At 61.3% G+C, this 25,849-nt stretch carries 21 protein-coding genes and 2 pseudogenes; 11 read left to right on the top strand and 12 right to left on the bottom strand.

Translation table 11 applies throughout. The features are described 5' to 3' along the window. Window positions 1-116 precede the first annotated feature (116 nt). Window positions 117-965, bottom strand: coding sequence for a LysR substrate-binding domain-containing protein (locus P0D89_RS17365; protein ID WP_408359199.1), 849 nt, complete (start codon window positions 963-965; stop codon window positions 117-119). Between the two features lie 103 nt (window positions 966-1,068). On the opposite strand from P0D89_RS17365, the gene P0D89_RS17370 reads away from it, so the two are divergent. After that, entirely contained in the window at window positions 1,069-1,716 is a 648-nt protein-coding gene (locus P0D89_RS17370; protein WP_408359197.1) for a LysE family translocator, read from the top strand. A 331-nt stretch (window positions 1,717-2,047) separates the two neighbouring features. Here P0D89_RS17370 and P0D89_RS17375 read toward each other — a convergent pair whose 3' ends face one another. Then, entirely contained in the window at window positions 2,048-2,971 is a 924-nt protein-coding gene (locus tag P0D89_RS17375) for an AraC family transcriptional regulator (protein WP_408376939.1), read from the bottom strand. 216 nt (window positions 2,972-3,187) lie between these two features. Between P0D89_RS17375 and P0D89_RS17380 the strand changes: the two genes are divergently transcribed. After that, window positions 3,188-3,523 carry a cupin domain-containing protein gene (locus P0D89_RS17380; protein ID WP_408359194.1) on the top strand — a complete coding sequence of 112 codons (336 nt, stop codon included), beginning with the start codon at window positions 3,188-3,190 and terminating at the stop codon, window positions 3,521-3,523. 164 nt (window positions 3,524-3,687) lie between these two features. On the opposite strand, the gene P0D89_RS17385 is transcribed toward P0D89_RS17380, so the two are convergent. Continuing rightward, entirely contained in the window at window positions 3,688-4,941 is a 1,254-nt protein-coding gene (locus P0D89_RS17385) for an NADH:flavin oxidoreductase/NADH oxidase family protein (RefSeq protein WP_408376940.1), read from the bottom strand. Window positions 4,942-5,139: 198 nt separating this feature from the next. Here P0D89_RS17385 and P0D89_RS17390 point away from each other — a divergent pair, with 198 nt between their 5' ends. Further along, a complete protein-coding gene (locus P0D89_RS17390) occupies window positions 5,140-5,745 on the top strand; it encodes a TetR/AcrR family transcriptional regulator (RefSeq protein WP_408376942.1) in 606 nt (201 codons plus the stop codon). A gap of 195 nt (window positions 5,746-5,940) precedes the next feature. On the opposite strand, the gene P0D89_RS17395 is transcribed toward P0D89_RS17390, so the two are convergent. After that, window positions 5,941-6,666, bottom strand: coding sequence for a LysR family transcriptional regulator (locus tag P0D89_RS17395; RefSeq protein ID WP_408359286.1), 726 nt, complete (start codon window positions 6,664-6,666; stop codon window positions 5,941-5,943). Window positions 6,667-6,672: 6 nt separating this feature from the next. Continuing rightward, a pseudogene (locus P0D89_RS17400) lies at window positions 6,673-6,807 on the bottom strand (helix-turn-helix domain-containing protein); the annotation flags it as partial. Between the two features lie 115 nt (window positions 6,808-6,922). Between P0D89_RS17400 and P0D89_RS17405 the strand changes: the two are divergent. Continuing rightward, the gene (locus tag P0D89_RS17405) at window positions 6,923-7,780 is read left to right on the top strand and encodes an SDR family oxidoreductase (RefSeq protein ID WP_408359188.1); all 858 of its coding nucleotides are present in this window, start codon (window positions 6,923-6,925) and stop codon (window positions 7,778-7,780) included. A gap of 222 nt (window positions 7,781-8,002) precedes the next feature. Here P0D89_RS17405 and P0D89_RS17410 read toward each other — a convergent pair whose 3' ends face one another. The 4 genes from P0D89_RS17410 to P0D89_RS17425 all read right to left on the bottom strand — a co-directional run bounded on the left by P0D89_RS17410 (window position 8,003) and on the right by P0D89_RS17425 (window position 12,999). Then, window positions 8,003-9,304: an HlyD family secretion protein gene (locus P0D89_RS17410; protein WP_408359186.1), complete on the bottom strand. Its 1,302-nt coding sequence runs from the start codon at window positions 9,302-9,304 to the stop codon at window positions 8,003-8,005. 35 nt (window positions 9,305-9,339) lie between these two features. Beyond that, entirely contained in the window at window positions 9,340-10,848 is a 1,509-nt protein-coding gene (locus P0D89_RS17415; protein WP_408359184.1) for an efflux transporter outer membrane subunit, read from the bottom strand. A gap of 52 nt (window positions 10,849-10,900) precedes the next feature. Continuing rightward, complete coding sequence (locus P0D89_RS17420; protein WP_408359182.1) at window positions 10,901-11,338, bottom strand: MarR family winged helix-turn-helix transcriptional regulator; 438 nt, start codon at window positions 11,336-11,338, stop codon at window positions 10,901-10,903. Window positions 11,339-11,436: 98 nt separating this feature from the next. Further along, window positions 11,437-12,999, bottom strand: a complete 1,563-nt coding sequence (locus P0D89_RS17425; RefSeq protein ID WP_408359180.1) for a DHA2 family efflux MFS transporter permease subunit — start codon at window positions 12,997-12,999, stop codon at window positions 11,437-11,439. Window positions 13,000-13,690: 691 nt separating this feature from the next. Between P0D89_RS17425 and P0D89_RS17430 the strand changes: the two genes are divergently transcribed. Then, window positions 13,691-13,981, top strand: a complete 291-nt coding sequence (locus P0D89_RS17430; RefSeq protein ID WP_408359179.1) for a CppA family protein — start codon at window positions 13,691-13,693, stop codon at window positions 13,979-13,981. Between the two features lie 238 nt (window positions 13,982-14,219). Further along, window positions 14,220-15,766, top strand: a pseudogene (locus tag P0D89_RS17435) (methyl-accepting chemotaxis protein). Between the two features lie 76 nt (window positions 15,767-15,842). Here the strand turns inward: P0D89_RS17435 and P0D89_RS17440 are convergent. Continuing rightward, complete coding sequence (locus tag P0D89_RS17440) at window positions 15,843-16,244, bottom strand: GFA family protein (protein WP_408359177.1); 402 nt, start codon at window positions 16,242-16,244, stop codon at window positions 15,843-15,845. Window positions 16,245-16,987: 743 nt separating this feature from the next. Here P0D89_RS17440 and P0D89_RS17445 point away from each other — a divergent pair. Beyond that, the gene (locus P0D89_RS17445) at window positions 16,988-18,607 is read left to right on the top strand and encodes a methyl-accepting chemotaxis protein (protein ID WP_408359175.1); all 1,620 of its coding nucleotides are present in this window, start codon (window positions 16,988-16,990) and stop codon (window positions 18,605-18,607) included. Between the two features lie 268 nt (window positions 18,608-18,875). Here the strand turns inward: P0D89_RS17445 and P0D89_RS17450 are convergent, their stop codons facing one another. Beyond that, a complete protein-coding gene (locus P0D89_RS17450) occupies window positions 18,876-19,784 on the bottom strand; it encodes a LysR family transcriptional regulator (RefSeq protein ID WP_408359173.1) in 909 nt (302 codons plus the stop codon). 99 nt (window positions 19,785-19,883) lie between these two features. Here P0D89_RS17450 and P0D89_RS17455 point away from each other — a divergent pair, with 99 nt between their 5' ends. The 4 genes from P0D89_RS17455 (at window position 19,884) to P0D89_RS17470 (ending at window position 23,826) form a co-directional block, all read left to right on the top strand. Then, window positions 19,884-20,732 carry a pirin family protein gene (locus P0D89_RS17455; protein ID WP_408359172.1) on the top strand — a complete coding sequence of 283 codons (849 nt, stop codon included), beginning with the start codon at window positions 19,884-19,886 and terminating at the stop codon, window positions 20,730-20,732. Between the two features lie 62 nt (window positions 20,733-20,794). Further along, window positions 20,795-21,232 carry a DoxX family protein gene (locus tag P0D89_RS17460; RefSeq protein WP_408359170.1) on the top strand — a complete coding sequence of 146 codons (438 nt, stop codon included), beginning with the start codon at window positions 20,795-20,797 and terminating at the stop codon, window positions 21,230-21,232. A 100-nt stretch (window positions 21,233-21,332) separates the two neighbouring features. After that, a complete protein-coding gene (locus P0D89_RS17465; protein WP_408359168.1) occupies window positions 21,333-21,839 on the top strand; it encodes a nuclear transport factor 2 family protein in 507 nt (168 codons plus the stop codon). A 313-nt stretch (window positions 21,840-22,152) separates the two neighbouring features. Beyond that, window positions 22,153-23,826 carry an FAD-dependent oxidoreductase gene (locus tag P0D89_RS17470; protein ID WP_408376943.1) on the top strand — a complete coding sequence of 558 codons (1,674 nt, stop codon included), beginning with the start codon at window positions 22,153-22,155 and terminating at the stop codon, window positions 23,824-23,826. Between the two features lie 294 nt (window positions 23,827-24,120). Here P0D89_RS17470 and P0D89_RS17475 read toward each other — a convergent pair whose 3' ends face one another. Then, window positions 24,121-25,650 carry a CYTH and CHAD domain-containing protein gene (locus tag P0D89_RS17475; protein ID WP_408359164.1) on the bottom strand — a complete coding sequence of 510 codons (1,530 nt, stop codon included), beginning with the start codon at window positions 25,648-25,650 and terminating at the stop codon, window positions 24,121-24,123. Window positions 25,651-25,849 lie beyond the last annotated feature (199 nt).

Here is a 25,849-nt window from a genome sequence, read left to right on the forward strand (position 1 = left end):
GGCCGGAGTATTACGGCGCCAATATGCGCGCGGCAAAATGCGCCCCGCCAGAGGACAGTCGGATGCTCGAAACCGCCGTCTGTTATGTGGCGATATTCGGCCATCGAGCGACCGGCTCAGCCCCTCAATTCGGCCAGAATCTGCTCAGCGAGAAAATCACAGGGCGGTCGCCCGGACCGCCCACTGCGGGCAAGCACGACTTCCAGGTCATTCAGCGGCGGCAACCCGTCATTCTGCGAGAGTTGAACGAGGTGCCCCGGTATGCTGCATCTCGCAAGGGGCGCTATCGCGAGCCCTGCTTCGACCATGCTGATCAGGCCCAACAAACTCGGGCTCTCGTAGGACATGCGATATTTAATATTTTCCCGCTGGAGCGCGCTGATGGCATTGGCGCGTGCAGTACTTCCCTGTGCGAAAACGGCGATTGAAAGCGGGCGCTCTTTCCACACTTTTCTTGCGGGCGACCCGGCCCAAACCATCGGCTCGAACCGGATGAATTCGCCCGCGATGCCCCTCGTTTTCGTGATACAGGCCAGGTCGAGCGTGTTGTCTCTAAGCAGTGGAGCGAGCGCACTGCTTGGCAGACCAATTACCCGAATTTCTACACGCGGATGAGCAACCGCGAACTTTGCCAGAACCTGTGGCAGCAATGACGAAGCGTAATCGTCGGGAACGCCGATGGTTACGCGGCCCTTCATCTCCGGGCGAACCACCGACGCCCATGCTTCCTCGCGCATCGCAAGCATTCGACGGCCGTAGTCCAGAAGCGTCTTTCCCTCGGTCGTAATCGCTACGTTGCGGGTGCTTCGCTCGAAGAGCGGCTTTCCCAGCGCTTCTTCAAGCGCTTTGATCTGCATGCTCACCGCCGACGGCGACCGATGCACGGACTCCGCGCCTCGAACAAACGATCCTGTATCGGCGACCGCCACCACCATTTCGAGCACGTCCAGATCAAGCTTTTTCATTTTAGTCAGAAAATCTGAATAATAGATTCAGTTTAATGCGTTTTACTCAAGCATGCATCGAACCGATACTACTACCGATGACCATTTGATGGAGCCCGCGAAAATGCGCGCTACGGTATCGGTTTATGGATTTCTGGTGGTCGGCGGATTGCTTGCGGTCACACCGGGCCCGAACATGATCTACGTGATGTCGCGCTCGATCGTGCAAGGACGAGCGGCCGGGCTTATTTCGCTTGCGGGCGTTATGCTCGGATACCTCTTGTATATGTTTGGGGCAGCGTTCGGCATCACGGCGTTTTTCCTGAGCGTGCCCTACGCGGGCAGCGTTTTGGGCGCAGGGGGCGCTGCATATCTGTTCTATCTGGCGTGGCAGGCTGTGAAGCCTGGAGGCCGTTCTCCGCTGGAGGTTCGCGATCTGCCTCGCGAGAAGCCCCGCCAGCTCTTCGCGATGGGCGCAACGACCAGCCTGTTGAATCCCAAGCTCGCGATGATCTTTCTGTCACTCCTGCCGCAATTCATCAACTATCAGCAAGGCAGCGTTCTCTGGCAATCGCTCGTACTCGGTTCGTCGTTGATTGTCGCGTTCGCGTCGGTCAACGCCGTTGTGGCGATCTGCTCCGGCAGCATGGCGACGTTCCTCGCCAGGCGCCCGCGACTCTTGCTGGCTCAACGCTGGACTATGGGAATTGTTCTGCTGACCCTCGGCTCACATATGGCCATCGACGCATTCAAGTTGGGAGGTATCGCCTGATTATCGCTCTCTGAAATGATTTGCCGCGAGCACGCGTGATCGGGCATGGTCGGTATAGAGATACATCTCACACCAGACCGGAGCGGCGGCTCGGCCGACGATGATAAGTAACCGAAACTCGCCCGACCTTCGCGAGTCCTGTGGAAGGAATTGACGGACGGCCCGACGCGAGGTGAACTCTCGTGGATACTGCAGCGAGCGCGAGTCAAACCTCGTCGCCGGAGTCAACCACGCTGCCGAACGTCACTCCGAGCGGCATGACCTTGATACTGTTTCGAGTTTGCCAGCCCCGCAGTTGGCGTCGACCAGACCCGTTCGGCGGTCACCGCCCTTACGCGGGAACATATTGGACGTTGCGTCTGTATTGGCTGGGTGTCACACCTTGCTGACGAGCAAAGAAACGCGTGAAGTTTCCCGGCGAGTCAAAGCCCAGATTGAGCGCGATATCCTGAAGTGCCATGGCTTGCTGCGAAACGTTTTCGATCGACAGATCCATCCTCAGCATGCTGCTGAAAGTCGCCGGCGTCATACCTGTCTGCTTGCGGAATAGATGGAAGAAATGCGGACGCGATAGCCCAACCCTTTGCGCAAGATCGTCGAAGTCGGGCGTGATGCCCCTCACCTGTTTCATTGCGTCGATCGCACGACGAATCCTGATGTCGTACGCGATACCGCCAACGAGTCCGGCTGCTGAAAGTGTGTTCCCGCGGGACGATACACCGACCAGTTCGCCGGTCATGTCGGCGATCAGCCCGTGGACCGCCTGAAGCGAACGGCCTTCGCGGTCGGTCAGAATATCGAGCAGGTCAGAATGAAGGCGGCCGAGCTTTCCTTGCAACGACACGGACGGGTTCGGAAAAAAGCGGGGATGAATACTGTAGGCGAAACGCCGGTCGACATCTCTCAACCAATCCGGTTCCAGATAAAGCGCGAGCAGCACTGTGGGCTGCGATTGTGGGCGATGCTCATAAAAATGCGGCTCCCACGCATTCACCAGTAGCACGTTCTTGTCTGACAAAACATGCTCACGATTGCGGATCCCGAACTGTATGTCAGGACCGCCGTCTTTAAAGATGACGTGGGAAACCCGATGCGCATGGAGGACCATGCTTTTGTCCAGCAACAGCAACGCCACGCGTCCGAACGGCCCGTGAATGATTCGTAAAGGTTCCGACATGGTGATCGCCTCCTGCCGTCCCGGTGAATTCAAAAGCGTTCCTACTGTCTCGGCCGCTTCGCGCAAAAAGATCATCATTCGGAATGACAAATCGGCCTCGTCCTCGACAAGTTTGCATACGGTCGGGACCACGACAAGTGGGACATTCGCCTACTCTGCATACAGGCTCTCTCGCACCGCAGCTATCGAAGTACGGGCAGCCGCCCGGCAACACGTTTTGAAATCCGAACGTGAATGGCGCTTGCTGCAATGCGGGAGGTCTCTCACCATATTTGCACATTCAAGGAGACGATCATGGCTGGCGTCGGCAGTGAAAAGGTGTTTGAGAATGACAAGGTCATCGTATGGAACTTCGTTCTCGCGCCAGGCGAGGAAACACCAGTACATACCCACACGCATTCATACATGTGGTACGCGATCGAAGGTGCGCCCTTGCATATATTTGACGAAAACGGCGGCGATCTCGGCATCTTCGAAGTGCCGACGGGCGCGATTTACTCCCTCAAATGCGAGAATGGGTATCTGGAAGTGCTGTCCGAGATCGGCAAGGGTGCCAAGGTTCCTGCGACGCACAAAGCACGCAACGAGGGTAGCAAGCCATACCGCGAAGTGCTGGTCGAATACAAATAGGAGCGCGCGTGACCGGGTTTGTCTGAGCAGCATCCCCGAACGCCCTGTTGCGAGACGGCGTTCGGGCGAGGCTGCAACTCAGCAGAAAAACGCGCTGTCAATTTCACGCACCGCTTGATGGCGTCGCGATCCAAAAAACCGGTAGCTTCAGATCGGACAATGGCTTAAGCCCGATGCTGCAGCAACGCGGTCATGTTGCGAGTCTCGAGTTCCGTGAAGTGCGCCACGGCATCGGCGCCCTCCAGCGACAAATCCGGGTCGAGCCCGTCTGCCAGACGCTCGAGTTGCATGTTGTTCCATGGCAGGAGGTGAAACGGATGGAGCGCAGCTTCAGGGCTGGGCGCACGTTCAACTTCACCGGAGAGAATGCGCTTCGGAACTTCAGGATCGGCAATGATCGGACGGCCGAGCCCGATGACATCCAGTTCACCGCGCTCAAGCGATTCGATCATAGCTGCTGTCGTGCGAAATCCACCGACCACCATCACCGGCATCTTCGCCACTGCACGAACCGCGGCCGCAAAGTCCACAAAGAATGCTTCGCGCCTGACAGTACTTTCACGTGGCCTGTCTTCTCCCTCGTCCTTTACTGTGAGGCCGGCGATCTTCGGCTGCTCAAGCGAACCGCCCGATAGCTCAAGCAGATCGAGCGACGAATCGTTGAGCTTCTTCACGAGTTCGATGCACTCGGCATTGGTGAATCCGCCCTTCTGAAAATCAGATGAATTGAGCTTCAGTGCAACCGGAAAGTCGGGACCAACGGCGGAGCGAACCGCAGCCAGGACCTCGAGCACGAAACGGAAGCGATTTTCAAGCGAACCTCCCCAGCGGTCCGTGCGCTTGTTGGCAAGCGGGCTAAGGAATTGCGAAATCAGATAGCCGTGCGCCCCATGCAGCGAGACACCCGTGAAACCGGCCTCGCGGACTTTTCCGGCTGCGAAGGCGAATTGCCCGATAGCCTGCTGGATCTGCTCCTCGGTCATCTCACGCGGCGTGGCAAACGAGAAGCCGGCGCCCCGCAGCACGTCGATATCCACCGAAGAAGGCGCCAGTGGCGAGGTATTGATCGCGTCTTGCACCTGGCGCCCGGTATGACTGAGCTGGGCCCAGAAGTGGGCACCTTCCGAAGTTCCAGCCGCGGCGAGTCGCGCGAGTTGCTCCTGCCCGCTGTCGTCGTCGATCACGATGTTGCCCGGGCGCTCGAGATGCCAACGGTCGACCTGGATATTGCCGGAGAGAAGCAGTCCAGCGCCCGAGCGCGCCCAGCGCCGGTACAACGCTTCGAGGCGCGGTGTCGAATGATTGTTGGCATCGGCCATGCCTTCGCTCATGGCTGCCTTGGCGAGGCGGTTTGCGAGAATTGCGCCGCCGGGTAAGCGCAGCGATTGTGCAAGGGGGTTGCTCATGTGGCTGTCCATCAGAAAAGTTTAAGTGGAAACCGAGCCCTTCCCTACGAGGTAAAATCGACTCGGCATACCAACGACAGTGATCGCTGTCGTTTGTTGTATAGTGATCGCTGTCGTATCATTCGTCAAGCGGATAAAAGAGGGACACTTATGGTCAAGACCTGGTCGGACGACAATCCGAAAGCCGCGTTGATGTCGCGCAAGCGAACGATGATCGTCGACGCCGCGCTGCGGGCCTTCCTTGAAAACGGCTATGCCGAAAGTTCGGTCAACCGCATCGCCGCGGACGCCGGTGTGTCCATCAAGACGCTATACCGTCACTTCGAGAGCAAAGACGATCTGTTCAGCGCAGTGATGCAGGCGGCCTGCTCGCCGTCCGGCACACTGCCGGCAGGCGCGTCGGAACCCACCGAACCGGGAGAGCCGCCCTGGTTTCGCGAACCTCCGGCCGTCGCATTGCCAATTGCGGGCGGGGATTATCTACGGCACGCTCTTTCGGGCGAACAGTTGGCCCTTTATCGCGTCGTCACGCGGGACGCGCCTCGCTTCCCCGAACTGGCGCGCCGCTATCGCGAGGAGGTGACGGGTACGCGCGACGCGATGTTCACGAGCTACCTTGACCGATGGCTGCCTGTCACGGGCTGGGAAGTAAGAGACAAGTACGGCGCCGCGGCAACCTTCGCAGCACTCCTGAAGGCCAGGCTTTTCGACGATGCGTTGCTCGGCTTAAAAAGCCCCAGCGAAGAAGAGATCGCCGAATGTGCGGGCGATGCGGCCGTCCAGATGCTCGCGCTCATGGAAGCCGGTCGGCTCTAGCGTCGTTGCGTCGTTGCTTGCCACATGGGTGCGATTTTGCCGTGCTGCAGTCGCGACTTGCGCTTGGCGCATAACGCCAGGCAGGGGTAACAAGGAGTCCTTTGAGCAATGCCAGCAAGTACTGCTTTCACCGGTTGAATCCGCCGTGGAAAGCGGACGTTCACATGCGTGAGTGATTGACCTCCCTAAGCACGTCTATGAACGCCCGCAGACCGGCAGGCACGTGGCGATGCCGGGATAGTACAGACAGAGCCCCGGGATGAACGGGCACCAATCTTCCAGCAATGTAACTAGCCGACCTTCGTTCAGCCAGTCGCGGGCTGCGGATTCCGGTACATACGCAAGGCCCAATCCATCGGACGCGGCCTCGACCATCAGCCCGTTGTGATCCAGCGTGAGTACGCCGGGAACATCGATCGCCACTTCCTGCCCGTGCTTGCGGAACTCCCAGCGGTAGCGTTTGCCGCTCGGCAGCCGTTGGCGAATGCAGTCGTGGCTACAAAGGTCGTCGGGCGTGATGGGCGGTGTTCGTCCGGCGAGATACGAAGGCGCGGCAACGACTACGAAGCGAAGATCATCGCTGATGCGCACCGCCACCATGTCGCGCGGGATCGACTCACCCAGCCGTACTCCGGCATCGAAACCTTGTTCGACGATATCGACCAGCCGTCCCTCCGCGACCAGATCGAGCGCCATGCCGGGGAAGCGCTGCAGAAAAGTCGGCACCACCGTTTTCAACAACAGCCGCGCCGCCCCCTCATTGGCATTGATCCTAAGCGTGCCGCTCGGATTGCCGCGCGCATCCGCGACGGCATCCAGTGCCTCGTCAAGATCGCGGAGCACGGGCGCAAGCCTCGCGAGCAATGCTTCGCCGACTTCTGTCGGTGCCACGCTACGCGTCGTGCGATTGAGCAGGCGCACACCCAGTTGGCGCTCCAATGCGAGCATGGCGTGACTTAGCGAGGAGCGCGAAACGCCGAGTGCGTCGGCGGCACGACGGAAGCTCCGATGCGCTGCGACAGCGGAGAACGCGGTGAGATCGGCAAGCGTCGGCTTGGTCATTGGTGACGGATTTTCACGGGGCTATACGCACTATAGAGACTTCTCTGACCAATGACGGATACCTAGACTGGGAGTCAGGCAATGCCAATCCACCCACTTTACGGAGAGTCACACCATGGTGAAGACCTGGCTTATTACGGGCACGTCGTCGGGCCTCGGCCGGCTACTCGCCGAGCGCCTGCTGCAACGAGGCGAGCGGGTCGTCGCGACGCTGCGGCGCGAGGGAACGTTCGATGATCTGAAAAAACAGTACAACGACCGGTTGCATGTGCTGACACTCGATGTCACCGAGGTCCGCGCGGTTCGCGCGAATATCGCTGCCGCATTCGAAGCAATGGGCCATATCGACGTGGTCGTGAACAACGCTGGCTATGGGTTATTCGGCGCGGCCGAGGAAGTGACCGATGAACAGATCGACCGGCAGATCGCCACCAATCTCACCGGATCGATTCAGGTCATCCGTGCCGCACTGCCTCACCTGCGCCGCCAGGGCGGCGGCCGGATCATCCAGGTCTCGTCCGAAGGCGGACAGATCGCGTACCCGAATTTCAGCCTCTATCACGCTACGAAATGGGGCATCGAAGGTTTCGTCGAATCAGTGGCGAAGGAGGTGGCTCCGTTCGGCATCGACTTCGTGATCGTGGAGCCGGGGCCGACGGACACGCAATTCGGTGCCGGCCTCGATCACGCGGTGCCGATGCCCGAGTACGACGACACCCCGGCCGGCGAGCTCAGGCGGGCGATTGCGTCCAACAGCTTTGCGATCCGGGGCGATGCCAGCAAGACGGTCGCCGCAATGATCGTCGCAGCGGACTCGGCGCATCCGCCGTTACGCCTGACGCTGGGCGGCGGCGCCTACGACTCGATCAGGGATGCGTTGACTGAGCGCCTGAGCATGCTCGAAGCACAGAAGGACATTGCGTTTTCAGCCGACTCGACAAACCAGGCGGACCGGCGCAGAGGGGCGCGCTGACGCAATGGCTGCGTCTGGGATGGCGAGTGATCGTTGACGTGTAACGGCGTAGCGTTGACCGTCCGGTCTCGGCCGAACCTTATGGGTTATGAAAAGTCATCAACAAGGAAAAGTTCGACGGCATGCCGGCCAGCGCCTGGTGATGGATGCCCATGCGTGGCGCAGATCGCGGAACGTGAGATTCGTCATTTCAGCCTCCAGCGATGTTGAGCCGGTACGTTGTCAGCCCGCGTTGAGCGCCTGATTACGAGTCGCCGCGTTCTTCACCGGCAACTTCCCGGCGCCCGCACGCGACGCCATTTCGTTCTCGCCGATGATCTTCGCGATCTCCGCATCGGCCTGCGCCCCGTACTGCGCAAAGACGTCGGTGTGATAGGCCGTCGTGCCAGCCGCGCCGAGCTGTGTGCCGGAATCGTTGCGGGTATCGGCATCGACCTGCATCGACAGGCCGATCCGCAACGGGTGCGCCGCAAGCTCACGCTGGTCGAGCTGGATACGCACCGGCAGGCGCTGGACGATCTTGATCCAGTTGCCCGTGGCGTTCTGCGCCGGCAAGACGGCGAAGGCGCTGCCCGTCCCCGCTGAGAAGCCGACCACCCGGCCGTGATATTTGACGCTCCCGCCATACACGTCCGCGGTCAGTTCGACCGGCTGGCCGATGCGCATATGCCTGAGCTGCCCTTCCTTGAAGTTCGCATCGACCCACACGCCGTCGAGCGGCACGATCGCCATCAGCGGCGTGCCCGGCGCCACGCGCTGACCGACCTGCACCGAGCGGCGGGCCACGTAGCCGGTCACCGGAGCCGGCAACGTATTGCGGGCATAGTTCAGATAGGCGTCGCGGACCTTCGAGGCGGCACCCTGCACATTCGGATGCTGTTCGATCGTCGTCCTGTCGGTCAGCGCGTGGTTGGCTTCGGCCTGTTGGCGGGCTGCGTCAAGCGCAGCCTGGGCCGAATTGACCGCATCGCGGGCGTGCGCAATGTCTTCGCCCGATACCGCCCCCGTGTCGGCAACCGCCTGACGACGCTTCAGGTCATTATTTGCGCGTGCGAGATCGGCCTCGCGCTGCGCAACGGTAGCGGCATAGAAATCATTGTTCACGTAAAGACCGCTGACCTGTCGCACGGTCTGGCCGAGCGTCGCTTCGGCGTTCAGCAGCGCGACTTTCGCATCGGCGCTGTCGAGCGTGACGACCGGGTCGCCCTGCTTGACGATCTGCGTGTCGTCGGCGTTGACCGCCACGACCGTCCCGGAGACCTGCGGTGTCAGCTGCACGAGATTGCCGCTGACGTAGGCGTCGTCAGTCGACTGGTGATAGCGCGCGTACGTGATGTAGTACGCGCCGTATGCCGCGCCTGCCGCGACCACGGCCATGCCGAGGAGAGCAAGCAGCAGCTGGCGCTTGCCGGGCGCAGTCGCGTTCGGCGCGTTGTCTGCGGGAGTGGTTTGTGCGCCGCTGGTATTTTCGGTGACTGTATCGGTGTCCGCCGTCTTGCGGTCGGACGTGATGCTATCGCTCATTTCAGATCTCCTGACGGGTATGCGAACGCGCCGTATCAACGCGCGGCGATGACGGGGCTGGAATGCGCGGCAACGTCCGCGCGACGGGTTTCATCTTTTGATGTATCGACATAACCGCCACCGAGTGCGGAAGCGAGCGCGATCTGCTGGTCGCGGCGGTTCATCTTCAGATTGGCAACGGCCTGATCGGCGTTCAGTGCATTCATGTCGGCATTGAGCACGGTGAGCTGGTTGGTCAGCCCGGCCTTGTATTGCGTGATCGCTAGCTGATCGGCGCTCTGCGCGGCCTGCTGCGCAGCCTGTGCGTCGACGAGTTGTGTATCGCTCGAACGGATCTGTGCGAGTTGCGTTGCAACTTCGGTCAGCGCGGTGATCAGCGTCTGGTTGTAGCCGGCCACGGCATAGTCAAACTCGGCGTAGCGGCCCTTCAGTTGCGCGCGCAATGCGCCTCCATCGAAAATCGGCAGATGGATCGCGGCGCCTGCCGAAGCCGTGCGGCTCGCGGCGGTAAGAAACCGGCCGAATCCGAACGCGTCGAGGCCGATGGCCGCGCTGAGGTTGATGTCCGGATAGAACTCCGCCTTGGCTTCCTTCACTTCGTGCGTCAACGAATCCACGCGCCAGCGAGCGGCCACGATGTCCGGGCGGCGGCTCACCAGATCCGCCGGCAGGTTGTCCGGCAGACGCACTTCGTCGCCAACGCCAAGCGTCGGGGGGACGATCGATAGACCACGATCGGGGCCCGCGCCGAGCAACGCGGCCAGCTGGTAACGGGTGATCAGAATGCTGCCGTCGAGTGCCGCGAGATTCGCGCGGCTCGTAGCGAGATTCGCCTGCGCGGTTTTACGCTCTACTTCGGTATCGAGACCGGTTGCGATACGGCCTGCCGTGATGCGGTCGATCTGCTCGCGGCGCCCGACCTCCTGCTGCGCGATGTCACGCAACGCATACAGCCGGGCAAACTGGTTGTAAGTGCGTGCGATGGCCGTATTCAGCGTGAGCTTGACGGCTTCTGCGTCAGCCTGGCTTGCCTGCACCTGCGACACGGCCGCCTTCAGTGCTTCGCGGTTCTTGCCCCACAGGTCGAGGTCGTATGAGGCGGAGAGCAGCCCCTTGTTCTCGGTCTGCCACGAGCCGGCGAAAGGCGGCGGGACGAGTGTGTTGGCGCTGTATTGCTGGCGCGTGAGCGAGTAGCTCGCGTCGACGTGCGGCAGCGTGCTGGACTTGGCGGTTTCGCTGAACGCCTGCGCCTGGGCGACACGGGCACGCGCCTGTTCGATCGTCGGGCTGCCCTTGAGCGCTTCTTCGAGCAGTGCCTTCAGTTGCGCGTCACCGAACTGGTCGACCCAGTCGGCTGCCGGCCAGCGGCCGCTCTCGGCCGGCACGCTCTGCGTGGTTTCGAACCGCTGTGGCTCGGCCATCTGCTTGTCGCTGGAAATGCCCGCATAGTTGGCGCAGGCGGAAAGCACGGCCGCGAAGATCATGGATACACCCAGCTTCATCACACGGGCGCCGCTCTCGGCCCGGAAAGACTGCTTATTCATTTTCTGACCTATCAGATAATTGAACAAAAAAAACGGACCTGCCTGCCCAGACTCAATCGCCGATGAACTTGCGAAGCAGGCGGCGCAGTTCTTCGAACTCAGCCTTGGTGAACTTCTTCAGGCGTTCGTTCAGCACTTGCGGCGCGATTTCGGGAATCTGGGCTGCCACTTCCTCGCCCTTCTCCGTCAGCGTCAGATTGACCACGCGGCGATCGTCGACACTGCGCGAACGTTTCAGCAAACCCTTCGCTTCCAGTTTGTCCAGCGTGCGCGTCATGAGTCCCGTGTCGATGCCAAGCAACTTCGACAGTTCGAACGGCGTAGCGGCGGCGCCACGCGTGAGCGCGAGCAGAATACCCATCTGCTGGCTGCTGATGTCGAGGTCCTTGAGGGCTGCATCCATCTCTGCGGTGATCATATTGCGCGCCTTGGTGAGCGTGAAGCCGACACTTTGCGTAAGCATGAAATTCTCCTTCGTGTAGTGGCCCATTGCACTCCCCAATTTGTTGATATTAACAATAACTGCATTATCAGATATTGTCAAGAATCTTTTGGTTCGTTTGATGATGCTCGATATCTTTCAGTCGATCAATGGCCGCCGGCGCCCGCTGCGCCCGCACTCGAGCCTTTACCGGGCTTCGTGACCCAGATCAGCGGAATGATCACGAGAAAGATCACACCCGACAGCCAGAACACGTCGTTCAGGCCGAGCATCGAAGCCTGAGTGTTTAACGACGTTTCGAAGAACGCCATGGCTTTGGCCGCACTGACATCGAGCGTCGCCTGCAGGTTGGCGATGGCGTCGACAAAGTTCGGATTGTTCACGCTCGCCTGTTCAGTCAGTCGCGCATGGTGCAGGATCGTCCGGTTGTTCCAGCCGGTGCTCATCAGCGACGTACCGACCGCGCCGGCGAAAATCCGCGCGAAGTTCGACAGCCCCGCTGCTGCCGGAATTTTTTCGGGCGGCAGGCCCGACAGGATGATCGCCGTGAGCGGCGTGAAGAAAAGCGCGGTAGGAATGCCCTGGAGCAAGGTCGGCAGCACCAGCGTGAACGGGTCGACGCCGGTCGTGTAGTGCGAGCGCATGAAGAACACGCCGGCGAAGCCGAGGAAGGCGAGCGTCGCCAGCACCCGTGCATCCGAGCGCGGCATGATCTTGCCCAGCACCGGCGCGAGGATTACCGCGAAGATGCCGAGCGGCGCGGTCACGAGCCCTGCATCCACCGAGCGGTAGCCGAGAAAGCCCTGGATCCATTGAGGCAGGATCACCAGATTCGCGAAGAACACCGCGTACGCGACCGAAATCGCGATGGTCCCCCCGAGGAAATTGCGTTGAGTAAAAAGCCGGAGATCGACGATCGGCTTCTTTTCGGTGAGCTCCCAGATCAGGAAGAACACGAAGCTGATTGCTGCCACGATGGTCAGCGCCCAGATCACAGGGGAATTGAACCAGTCGAGGTCCTTGCCCTTGTCGAGCATGATCTGCAGCGACGCCACCCATGCGATCAGCGAGATCAGGCCCACCTTGTCGAGCGGCAGCTTCCGTCCCGGCGTTTCGCGGTCGCGATAGATCGTCCAGATCACCCCGGCGGCGAACAGACCCACCGGGATGTTGATGTAGAAAATCCAGGACCAGCTGTAGCTGTCCGTGATCCAGCCGCCCAGCGCCGGACCGACGATCGGCCCGACCGTCGCGGTCATGGCCCAAAGCGCCAGCGCGCTCGAGCTCTTTTGCTTCGGGAACGAGCCAAGCAGCAGCGCCTGCGACAGCGGCACGAGCGGCCCCGCCACAGCGCCCTGCAGTATCCGGGCCGCGAGCAGCACCGGCAGGCTGGGGGCCAGGCCGCACAGCCACGACGACAGCACGAACAGCAGGATTGCCCAGACGAATAGCTTGACCGGCCCGACACGCTGGGTGAGCCACCCAGTCAACGGAATCGACACGGCGTTCGCGGCGGCAAAGAGCGTGATGACCCACGTCCCTTCATCAACGGACACGCCCAGATTGCCGGAAATCGTCGGAATCGCGACGTTGGCGATGGACGAATCCAGCACGTTCATGAAAGTGGCCAGAGCCACGGCGAACGTGCCGAGCATGAATCTGGCACCGTTCAGTGGCGGCGGGGAAACTGCATGTGTCGACGGGTTCATGATGCGTCCTGTGGGCTAATTCAGAACTCAGCTACCCGTGTGTCGGCAGTCAAAGTATCTGACATGTCAGCTATTCGAACAAAAAAATACCGGGCCATTCTGCCGGGACAGTGCACGTCAGCCCGTCCAGGAACCGTGGACCACGGGTGGTGGCCTGGCATTCGCGGGTTGGGTTCGTTGCACCATGTTTCTGATACAACATTATCTGACTATGCAGCTATATGCAAGAACTTTTTCGTGCTGCGTTTTTGTGGGTGCGCTCCGCTCCAACTTCCGGTGGACCCGTGGCCGTGGCGGAAACGTGCGACGTCAATGCCCCGTACCTCGGCCGGTCCGCCGCGGTGGAAAAGCCTGCTCAAACGGGAAGACGATTGCTGGAGGGGCTCAACCGTTGCATATCAAGAGGCGAGCAATGAGCAGATCCTCGCGTCGTGACTCGTGCAACGCGCCCTAGCCCGCGTGCCATGAGTGGTTCGCGGTCTTCATTCTTCGTTACCGGAGAACCTGGTCATGCGCGCGCTCGCCGAAGCGATGCGCCAGAGCCTCGAGCGCCGCCGCTTCGCCAAGGCATCCCGCACTGCGGCACATTTGTACCGATGCCCCGCAACAGGCCCAAAACGTTAGCTTGAAAATCCGCTCTTTACTGTATATATATACAGGTATGTTTGGATATACAGTTCTGGAGGGTGTCATGGAGCATCTGGTCCGTGTGCAAAATGAGCGAGACCGTCGCACGCTCGCGTGGTTGCGCGAGCATGTTGGCGACGCAGCCATCGTGGCCGCGGCGCGCCGGTGCGGCCCGTCGAAGCCGTACCTCTCGATGGTATGCCGGACACTCGGGGTGACCGCGCCACGTTTCAGCGCGCAGCGTCGGCACACGCCGAGCGCGACGGCCGAACAGTCGCTGGCGACAATCAGGCAGATCCTGGCTTCGCGGACCCGCCGTGCGACGCCCGTACCTGCTGGCATGCGAAGCGGATAAAAACTCCGCTGGCTGCTGACGGAATGACTGCCAGGGTGTCGTCACGATTCCGCCTGGCATTGGGCTCGCGACGACCGCTGTCGCTGGCTCGGAGTGCATTTCCGACAGCGTTTCTACAATGTGCCGTGGCCTGTGCCGCTGATCGAGACCGTGCATCCGCTGGAATCTCCCGCGACCGTCAAGGAATCCGGACCGTCCGCCGATATCCAGTCTTGACCTATACAGAGAACGGACCGGCATGCGCCCGAATATGACGATCAAATTTCGGTTGCTGGCGACGCTGACGTTGCTTGGAGCGTTGCTAGCAGTCACGGGCCTATTTGGGATCGCCGGTATGCGGGTGGCGAACGGCACGGTAAAGCAGGCGTACATGAACGACGTCGCAGCCGCTACTGCGCTCGGCCGCTCCAACCTGAACCTAACGGTCGTTCGTACAACCCTCGATCGCGTGCTCCTCCATCCGGAGTCACCGGATACGCCCGCGCTGCTCGAAAAGGCGCTCAATTACCTCGCAGTATCCAACTCGGCCTGGGCAGCTTACCAGGCGCTACCCGCTTCGGACGAGGAAGCGGCACTGTCGAAAGTGGTCGCGGACGCTCGCAGCGCGCTATTGAACAACGCAATCCAGCCGATGGTCGATGCCATGCGCAAGGGCGACCACGCCAGCGCCGACAGGCTGGCAATGGTAGATATTCCGCCGCTCGCCGCCGCGTTGACGCAAAAGACGGCTAGCCTCGCAACGAGCAAGGCGCGACGCGTTACCAGTCGGCGCAGGACCACTACAACACCTTGCTGGCCTTCACGCTGCTGGCGATCGCGCTCGGTCTGATCGCCTGCGTCACGAGCGGCATCACCTTGTTGCGCGCGATCTCGCGCCCTCTCGATCTGACAGTGCGTCACTTCGAGCGGATTGCCAGGGGCGACATGACCGGCAAGTTGCACTTCGATTCCCGCGATGAAATGGGCAAGCTCGTTGCCAGCGTCGGCACCATGCAGGACGGCATCGCCGCGATGATCGAGCAGATCGCGCGCGGCACGGATTCGATCGCGGCAGCGACGCAGCAGATTTCGGCGGGCAACAACGACCTGTCGCAGCGCACGGAATCACAGGCTGCGTCAGTGGAAGAGACGGCTGCCAGCATGGAACAGTTGACTGGCGCGGTCATGCAGAACGCGGAGCACGCGCGGCAGGGTCAGGCGCTCGCCCAATCGACCAACGACATTGCCGCCGCGGGCGCCGATGTGGTTGATCAGGTGATTGCAACGATGGGCGAGATCGACGGAAGCGCCCGCAAAATGAGCGAAATCATCACCGTAATCGAAGGGATCGCGTTTCAGACCAACATTCTCGCGTTGAACGCCGCCGTGGAAGCGGCGCGTGCTGGCGAACAGGGCCGCGGCTTCGCGGTTGTCGCGGGCGAGGTGCGCACGCTTGCGCAGCGCTCGGCGGTGGCGGCGAAGGAAATCAAGGAACTGATCGGCAACTCGACCGCGCGCGTAGCGGATGGCTCGCGGCTCGTCGGCAAGGCGGGCGAGACGATCGGTGAGGTTCGTACCGCAGTGCGCCGCGTGACGGCGATCATGAACGAAATTGCGACGGCTTCCGCCGACCAAAGCAACGGTATCGAAGAAGTGAATCGCGCGGTGTCGCAGTTTGACGAAATGTCCCAGCAGAACGCAGCGTTGGTCGAGCAGGCGGCGGCCGCCGCGGCGTCACTTAAAGAGCAGACCGACTTGCTGAGAATCGCCGCCGGGCGATTCCAATTGGGTCGAGCCCCGGTGTGACGCAGGGTATGCCGGCGACCGAGTGATCGGTCCAGTCGCTGGTTTGAATCGCAGCAATCCTGCTGCTGCCCAGTCGTTAGTCGAATTCGTGGTGTTGCGGCAACTGGTCGGTTATGGAATACCACGGTGCCTTGGAACCGACAAAGATGTGTGCACTCGGACGAATAGTGGGCGTGTCGCCGAGCGTTCCCAAAGTGACGTGGACGAACTCCCCATCACGAACCACTGAGAACATAAGGCTTCCGCATATCTTGCAGTGCACGTCGTGCGATGCTCTTTCGTCGCCGAAAATCAGCAGGCTGTCTTTACCCTGAGTGATGCACAACTTGTCACGCTCGATCCCCGCGAATGACTTGAACGCCGAGCCAGTGGCACGCCGACAGTTCGAACAGTGACAGTTCAACGCATAGACGAATTCGTCTCTCACCGCGTAATGGACAGCACCGCAAAGACATCTGCCGGCAAGCAATGGTTTCATAGCTGTTCTCTCTGAAAGAAGGCGCGGCCACAAGCCATTTGGGGATTAACGGTCATCATTATTGACGAGCTGGGAGTCGATGTCGAACGGCCGAAACGGGCCCGGCGGCAGCCTTCGCCAGCCGTAGTCGAAACCGGTCATGGCAGTTGCGCTCGCGCGAGGATACCCATTCAAGTCTTCGGTTTACAGCGCCCGAGCTCCGTTACGATCCGGCCAACTAACGGGCATTCGTAGCCCATACGCCAGTCATCAATGAACAGTCGCACGAGCGACTCCGAGTTTGCGAAGTCCGGCAACCCGGCAAACTTCGGTGCATGTCTACCGATAGAGCGTCAAGATACAGACGGTCAAGTTGGCTCGGGCTCCATTGTCTTCGAGCCAGATGCTCAGCAGCTCCCCGACATGGTCGGTTCGCAGCCGGCCGCCTGTTCGAGCCCGCACAACCCGTTGTCCCACCGCCAGATAGCACGGCAGTTCAGCACGGGCCGCGCCGTCGACATTGCTCGAATCATCTCTCGTCGAGTGCCGGGTTGAATGGCTGCAGCGCCAACAGGCTATTGCATCGGGTTGGGCTGTAGATCGACCGAGGGTTTCACAGGATAAGACTTCACTCGTATCCGCCGATAACTCAGGCAGGGTGCATCTGGACGCGGGACAGTCCACGGCGCCGCCCCGCGCGCTTACTCACGTGCGGCTCCGCACGGCATCTGCGCGATTTTCATTCGTTGCGACGAGGACTCAGGATGCACAAACTCAGTTTTACACAGAAGCTGTGGCTGCCGCTGATCATCAGCCTCGTCGCATTGCTCGCGATCTCAGTGTCGGCGGCGTGGCAGTCGCGCGAGACGCGCATCGACGAACGCAAGCACGACCTTTCGAACGTCGCGCACGTCGGACTCGGCATCGTGACGGAGTATGCGGCGCTGGCGCAAAGCGGCGCGCTGCCGGAGGCCGATGCGCGCAAGCAGGCGCTCGAGCGCCTGCGCGGCATCCGCTACGGCGAAGACGGCTACTTCCTCGTGATCAACTCGAAGCCGCAGATGGTGATGCATCCGATCAAGCCGGCACTCGAAGGCAAGGACCTCGCGAGCAGCGCCGATGCTGACGGCCGTCACCATTACGTGACGTTCGGGGCGGCCGCACAAGCGCCGGACGGCGGCTTCGTCGACTACGTATTCCCGCATCCGGGCGCGGCGTCGGCGCAGGCGGTCGGCAAAATCGGCTACGTGGTGCGCTATGCGCCGTGGGACTGGATCATCGCGACGGGTGCCTACGTCGACGACATCGACGCTGCGTTCATGCAGTCGCTGTGGCTGATCGGCGCGATGTTCGTGGCGGTGTCGGTGGTGCTCGTGGGGCTCGTCGCGGTGACGAATCGCAGCATCGCGCGCACGGTCGGCGGCGATCCTGCCTACGCGGCGAACGTGGCGGATGCGATTGCATCGGGCGACCTGACGGTGGCGATCCGCACACGCGATGGCGACACGTCGAGCCTGCTGCATGTGATGCAGCGGATGCGCGACGCGCTGACGAACACCATCTGCCAGATCAAGCACGCGTCCGACAACGTCGCGTGCGGCGCGAACGAGATCGCGAACGGCAATGCGGACCTGTCGTCGCGCACCGAGAGCCAGGCGGCTTCGTTGCAGGAAACGGCGTCGAGCATGGAGCAGATGACGGCGATGGTCCGCCAGACTGCGGACAACGCGCGAACCGCGAGCGAGCTTGCGGCTGGCGCAGCGAATATCGCGAACCGCGGCGGCGAGATGATCACGCAAGCCGTCGCGGCGATGAAGGACATCTCGAGCGAGTCGGGCCGCATGGTCGAGATCATCGCGACGATCGAGGGAATCGCGTTCCAGACCAACATCCTCGCGCTGAATGCGGCGGTCGAAGCGGCACGCGCGGGCGAGCAGGGCCGCGGCTTCGCGGTTGTCGCGGGCGAGGTGCGCAGCCTCGCGCAGCGCAGCGCGACCGCGGCGAAGGAAATCCACGAGCTGATCAGTCACGCGGTGGGCAACGTCGGCAGCGGCGCAATGCTGGTCGAACAGACCGGCTCGACGATCGTCGACGCGCGTGACGCGATCATGCGCGTGACCGGCGTCGTACATGAGATTGCGGCGGCGGCGGCAGAGCAAAGCGCCGGTATCGACCAGGTGAATCTCGCAGTCACGCAGATGGACAGCATGACGCAGCAGAACGCGGCACTGGTTGAGCAGGCGGCGGCCGCGGCGCAGTCGCTGAAGGAGCAGGCAATGACCCTGCAACGCGCGGCCGAGGCCTTCCAGGTGGACGACCCCGAAGCTAGCGGCGGCGCACCGTTCGCGCCGCCTATGGCAGCGCGCCGCGCCCTGTTCGCGTAAGGGCGTGCGCCGCGATTTCGCGGTGGGGTTCGTGTTCCGTGGCATGTGCGTGCGTTTCTTTGGACGCTCGCCGTTCGCCCCCTTTCTGCCGGCGGACAAGGAGTTGCGAATGTCGCAATGCTGGCGGAAAGCGGACGCAGATCACCGCGCCCCAAGCTGGATCATAGAAACCGTCGGCAACGGGCGAGGCGCTCAAGGCGCTGCACGGAACGGATGTTGATTGATGACGTCCTTGATCGCTCGTCTGGCGGCGAGTTGCGACCAACCGCTATTGCGACGCTACGCCGGAGGATCGTTTTAGCCGCTCAAGCAGCCACCGGCCCGCAGGGCCCGGCGGCGCGTCCTTGCGGTAGATCGCAAACATGGCGATCGGCGGAGCTTGCGGCTGGAAGTTCTCGATACGCAGCGGTACCAACTCGCCGGAAACAATATCGGCATGCACCATCGCCGCCGGCATGTGTCCCCATCCGAACGATGCCCGCAGAAACGCGTGTTTCGCACCGAGATCGGCGAGTCGCCAGGTCAGCGGCGAAAAAACGCCGAAGGACTTGCCATCGGTCAATGTCGTGCGATCGGTCAAAACGAGCTGCACGTGTTCTTCGAGCTCTCGCAACCGGATCACACGCCTGATCGATGCCAGCGGATGCGACGGAGCGGTGACGGTGACCATTGGGACATCAAGCAGTTTTTCCGCATCGAGCGTTTCGGGCACGGCCGGCATCGAGCCACTAATGCCGAGCCGGCACATGCGGTCCAGCACCAGTCGCACGACCGCGCCCAATGCCTCGACATAGAGCCGCAACGGAGTGTGGGGAAACGCCTCGCGGAACTCGCCAACCGCCACCGTAAGGGAGGCCATCGGATACATCACGTCGACCACGACAGACAGCTCCGGCTCGAGCCCTTCGGCGATAGCTCGCGCTTTCGACTTGAAACCGTCCATCCCGCTGACGACAAGGCGCGCCTGCGCAAGCAGCGCAGTGCCTTGCTCGGTCAATCGCGGATAGCGACCGCTCCGGTCGAACAACTGCACATCGATCTGGCCTTCGAGATTCGCGAGCGTCTGGCTCACAACCGACTGCGCCCTGCGGAGCTTGCGTCCGGCAGCGGAGAAGCTGCCTTCGTCGGCTGCGGCAATAAAGGTGCGCAACTGATCCATGGATACGCCGTCGAGCATGCATCGGCTCCTTAGATGCTATCCATCGAGAAATATAGGCTTCCACGATAGGGTGTCAAGACCTAACCTTCGCCCATGTCATCACTGACGGAGATTTTCATGGAACATCCTACGGACAGCCCCCAGCAGCTGGTCGCCCGCCAGATCGCGCTGCGCACCCGCGGCCGAGGGCACGGGCCCGTCACGCGGATCGTGAGCCCTTCGGACATCGGCGGACTGATCAAGCCGTTTGTCTTTCTCGACTACTTCGACTTCGAGCCTTCTGGCAACACGCTGTTTCCGATGCACCCTCACTCGGGGATCGCGACAATCACTGTCCTGCTCAAGGGCGAACTGCGTTACGAAGACACGACGGGCGCCGCAGGCGTACTGTCAGCGGGAAGCATCGAATGGATGCGGGCTGGCAACGGCATCTGGCACGACGCCAGCCCCGCCGGCCCCGGTCGATTTCAGGGCTATCAAGTCTGGGTGGCGTTGCCGCGCAGACTGGAAAACGGCACGCCGCACACCCAATACCTTCCAGCAGAAGCAGTACCGCGCAACGCACCGGTGCGTGTCGTGCTCGGTAGTTTCGATGGCATGGATAGCCCGGTCGCCGCGCCCGCCGGCATGAACCTCCTGCACGTGCGACTGCGGGCCGGACAAACCTGGCGTTATCAGCCGCCGGCCGGACACACGGTAGGGTGGACTCACGTCAACACCGGCTTGCTCGAAGTCTCGGGCGAGCTTCTTCGAGACGAACTGGCTGTCTTTGCTCCATCCGAAGACTCGGTCGAATTCACTGCGCAAGCAGACGCGGATTTCATCGTTGCATCGGCGGTCCCGCACCCGCACGACCTGACGCTCGGCTACTACTCGGTCCACACGTCGAATGAAGCTCTCCGCAAAGGGGAAGCCGAGATTGCGAGGATCGGCGAGCAGCTACGCGCTCATGGCCGCCTGCGCTGACCGGCAACCACCCACGCATCCGTTTTCTCTCTCTTCTCTCTTTGTTTAATTAGGAGCACAACGTGAACTCGATCTCGACGACTGCAAATTCTTACCAGACCCTTCCTCTGCTCGGCCGCATTCTCCTCGCCACCATCTTTCTCGTGAGCGGCTTCGGCAAACTCATGGCACCCGGTCTCACCATCGGCTATATCGCCTCGCTTGGCTTACCCGCCCCGATACTGGGCTACATCGGCTCAATGACGCTCGAACTGGCGGCAAGCGTGCTGCTGGTCGTCGGCTACCGCACGCGGTTCATCGCGACATTGCTGGCCGTGTACTCGATCGTTACCGCGCTGATCTTTCACCATGCGCTGGGCGACCAGAATCAGATGTTCCACTTCCTCAAAAACCTCGCGATGGCCGGTGGCCTTCTCCAGGTGGCTGCCTTCGGAGCCGGCGCGTACAGCGTCGACAATCGTCAGCGGACCTCCAGCACTTCCGTCGCGCCGGCACAGTAACGCGGCTAGAGACGCCGCCCGGCGTCTACGTTGGCCCCCTCAGTCCCAACCCATGCGGGGCCAACACGGCCCGCCCGCCTCATCGCTCAAGGCGCCTGGAATGGCTAAGGTCCGGATTCTCTATTACTCACGCATGGCCACATCGAAGCGATGGCGGATGCTGTCGCGCAAGGTGATCCCGAGGAATGCAATGACTACCGCTTCAGAATTGTTGCAGCAACACCTTGACCTGCTCGTTCACGACAACGCGGCATGGCAGAAGCTGATTGCCGACGACGTGGTGTGGGAGCTCCCCTACGCTGGCGGCATCGGACATCCGACAAAACTGAACGGCCGGGACGAGGTCATCCGCCACGCTTGCTGGTTCGTTGATACGGTGGCGGATTTCCGGTTCTTCGATCTCCGGATTCTGTCTGGAGCAAATCCCGAGCAGGCGGTCGCACAGGTGCGTGCCGAAGGCTTGATTAAGCCGACCGGCCGGACGTACCAGCAGGAGTACGTCGTGTTTCTGAGCGCGCGCGGCGGCAAGATCGGGCACCTGCGCGAATATTTCAACCCGATGCAGGCGGCGAAGGCGCTGGACGCAACAATTGTCGGCCTTGACTAGTCACCCGCCTCTACCGACTCTTGTACGAAAGGCAGCCAGTTGATTGGGGCGCAGCGGGCATTAAAGGCCGGTTGTTCGGGTAACGGTGCCGATCGACCTCAGGTGGCCGCGCCGGGACGCTCGCAGCAAGCACAATGCACGCGGTCCATGCTCACTTGCACACTTTACCGATAAGGGAACTCAGGCGCACAATCTGTGCGGATATTGCGGGTCCGCAGTCTTTTCCAGGCTTCCTGATTGTCTCGCGGCGACGCGGTATCCGATAACAGGCTCACCCGGGTCGCAATGCGCGCCCACCCATTCGGAACGCCCCATGAGCGATAAGTCTTCAGGCAGATATGAAGAACTGCTGTCAGGCGGCAGCCGTCACCATCAAATTTTTCCAAGGCTGGATGAAAGACAGTTTGCGCTATTGGAGAGATACGGCGAACGACGCAAACTGAAAACGGGCGACGTGCTGTTCTCCGAGGGTGATCGGCACATTCCCATGTTCGCCATCGTCTCCGGGACAATCGAGGCGACGAGAGGCTCCGGGGACAGTCTCCACGTTCTGGGCGTGCACGGCGCCGGCAGCTTCACCGGCGAGGTCGGAACGCTTGCCGGCCGCGCGGCGGTGGCGACCGCGCGCGCCACCTGTGACTGCGAAGTCATCGTTATCGATGAGGAATCGCTACGCGCGCTCGTCATCGCGGAAGCGGAGTTGAGCGAGACGATCATGCGGGCGTTTATCCTGCGGCGCGTTGCGTTCATCCAGGATCAGAACGGCGGTGTGCTGGTCATTGGCAGCTCGGCTTCCGCGGCCACGCTCGGTTTGCGGCATTTTCTGAGCCGCAACGCTCAGCCTTCGGCCTACTTCGATATCGAAGAGCATGAAGAAGCGAAGGCGCTCCTTGAGCGTTATGGCGCGACGGAGGCTGACATACCGGTGCTCATCACGTTACAGGGCGTCGTGCTAAAGCGTCCGACCAACCGGGCCGTGGCTGACGCGATTGGCCTGAGCCCCGATAGATTGAATGGTGAGCGGTTTGATGTGGTCGTGGTCGGCGCGGGACCGGCGGGTCTCGCGGCGGCAGTCTATGCGGCATCAGAAGGATTGAGGGTCGCGGTTCTCGACACCAAGGCTCCAGGCGGCCAGGCGGGTACCAGTTCGAAGATTGAAAATTACTTCGGATTTCCGACCGGTATCTCGGGACAAGCGCTTGCTGGCCGCGGCTTGTCTCAATGTCGCAAATTTGGCGCCGAAGTCGGTGTACCCGTCGAAGTACTCGGCATCGAATGCCACGACGCGCCGCCCTTCCACATCCGTCTTAATTACGACGAGCACGTGTATGCCAGCGCCGTCGTCATCGCTACCGGCGCTCGCTATCGAAAACCATCGCTGGCCCGCCTTGAGCAATTCGAGGGATGCGGAGTCTATTACAGCGCAACGTTTATGGAGGCCGCGTTCTGCGCCAACGAAGAACTGATTATCGTCGGCGGCGGAAATTCAGCCGGCCAGGCGGCGGTTTTTCTTGCGGGATTTGCACGTCACGTCCACATCCTGATTCGCGGCGACGGGCTCAACGCGAGCATGTCGAACTATTTGATCAGGCGGATTGATGCGGCTGCGAACATCACCGTTCATCGACGGACGCAGATCGTCGAGTTGAACGGCGAGTCACAACTTGAATCTGTCGAATGGGACCGGCAAGGTCATATTGAACTTAGGCCGGTCCGGCACGTCTTCCTGTTTCTTGGTGCACAGCCCAATACCGCATGGCTCGGCGATTGCGTTGAGCTGGACAAGAACGGCTTTGTGCTCACTGGCCCCGATGCAATCAACAAGTGGCCGTCCAACCGCCCTCCTCATTACCTGGAGACCAGCCGACCCGGCATCTTCGCAGTTGGAGACGTTCGCAGTGGCTCAGTTAAGAGGGTTGCGGCCGCAGTTGGAGAAGGTGCTGCCGCCATTCAGTCTCTTCACCAATATCTGGCTCTGGATGATTGACCTTGCCTGCAAGCGTCCATGCAAGATTGTTGAAGCATTCGACGAGAAGGCCAGACACAGCGAACACGGCGGGACCGCCGGCCGCCATCCAACTCGACGTATTTCGCGCACCGGGACCTGCGTTGCGCAGATCACAGATACGGCCGCGACTCTGTGACCGCATGACCTCTTTGCCAAGCCTCTGCGGTCGCATTTGCCAGCATTGGCAAGGTTGTCGCAAACCGTCGCAGGTCGAAGTTGTGCGGACCCACTCGTTGACTTGTTGCCAGGACCGTCTATGAGACGTAACCGGCTTTATGCCGGCGGCGAAAGACGTCTGAACCGTTTCCACAGCTTCTTCAATGCCTCATGATCGGTAGCCACACGCGATGCGAGATAACCTCGCGCGAACGCTGCACCCGAGGCAGCTTCGGGCGATATTTTCGGCACCGACTTGAGAAGCTGGTCGGCAACAACCGCGTCGTTCCGCCAGCCTAGATCATCCTGGAGCGCGGTCAACGCATCGACGTAATGCCGGACGGCGCGCCTGGGACACAGCGACGCGAAGAACTCGGTGGCATATCGGACTTTCTTCGCTGCAATGCGGGCACGGTGGCGACGGTCATCGTCGAGATCCGCAAGCCGCTTGCCACGTTTGAGCAATTTCCTGTGCCGACTACGCAGGACATCCGCCGCGAACTGCCTGGCGGGCCTGGCAATGCTCCCGCGCTGTTTGTCGGACATTGCGTCTCGCCATCCCTTTCGATTCAACCATATCGCGAGCTGGAGTACGAGCCGGGTATAGCGCGCCGACTCGACCGCGCCTGCCGCGCGCTGCCGATTGTTGACGGCGATCTGCTCGCACGCCTGACGTACCGGCAGGATTTCGTCCGCGCTCCCGCACGTCCCCGCACATTCGAGCGTCGATCCCGCGAGTACTTCCCAGTCACGCGCGGCACCGAGCTCTGATGCAATCCAGCGCAGTTCCTCGTCAAGACCGGCGTAAGCGGGAATCTCGTTTGCAAACAGGTCGAGCGCCGAGCGCAGCCGACGAAGTCCCACGCGCATCTGATGGACGCTAGACGGATCGTGGCCAGATACGACGCCACGTTCGTTCGCGTGGATCTGATCCAGACAGTTACGCGCGATACTGCAGAACGCGTCTTCGACCGAATCGCGCCTGTTCAGATGCACCGGTTGTGCCTTCACCGCGTCGCTGTGCTCCGCTACGAGCAGTGCGTAGCCGAGATCAGCTTTGCTCATATGGTCGATGCGCAGGGGCACGGTTTCGAGGAGTTCGAGCGCTACGCCGTACAGGTTCTCTGCTTGCCCGTGTTTCAACTCCAGTTCCACAGCCGCGATCGGAACCGAACCCGAGTCCGCCTCGACGGTCCCCTCGTCGAGCGCCACTTCGAGTTCGTCTCCAGACGCCAAACGCAATGGAATAGCGGATCGATTGATCCGCGTGACGAATACGGGCTTCAGCCGGGTGGCGGTCGCCTGGTCACGAATCAGCCTGCCGCAATCGGTATCAGCCGAAATCAGGTCCAGCAGCAGCTTCAGATCGGGCGTGTCGCCATCGACGGGCGTCTCGAACTCGTCCCTGTCGAACAGGCCTGCCCGTGCGGATCCTTCGAGCTTTAACGTCTGGAGGCGTTCGGGGCCGATGGCACGCACGCGCAGCGAAGCCCCGCACCAGTGAAAGGCGAGCTCGGGCGTGTCGAAATACGTGCTTGTCAGCAATTTGGGAGCATCCGCCGCGCTTTTCGATTGCGCGAGCAGAGGTGCGTGACGCAACCTCTCAAGATCTTCGATAGGAATTCGTAGCTTCAGCTCTCGTTCCATACCGCCTCCCCTTGCGTGTTGGACTCTCAGGCTACACCCAAACCGCCGGAATGCGCGTGGGTCGTGCGGCTCGCTGGCACGGGCGATGCAGGCCTGTCGACCCCACACCTGGCGCATGGTCGTCATTGCGAACAGAACGTCACTTACCTCTTGCCGGTCTCGGCAGCGCAGCCGCCGTTCGAATCTCTGCGGGTCGACT

This window comes from Paraburkholderia sp. RL18-085-BIA-A (assembly GCF_046027075.1).
GTDB lineage: Bacteria > Pseudomonadota > Gammaproteobacteria > Burkholderiales > Burkholderiaceae > Paraburkholderia.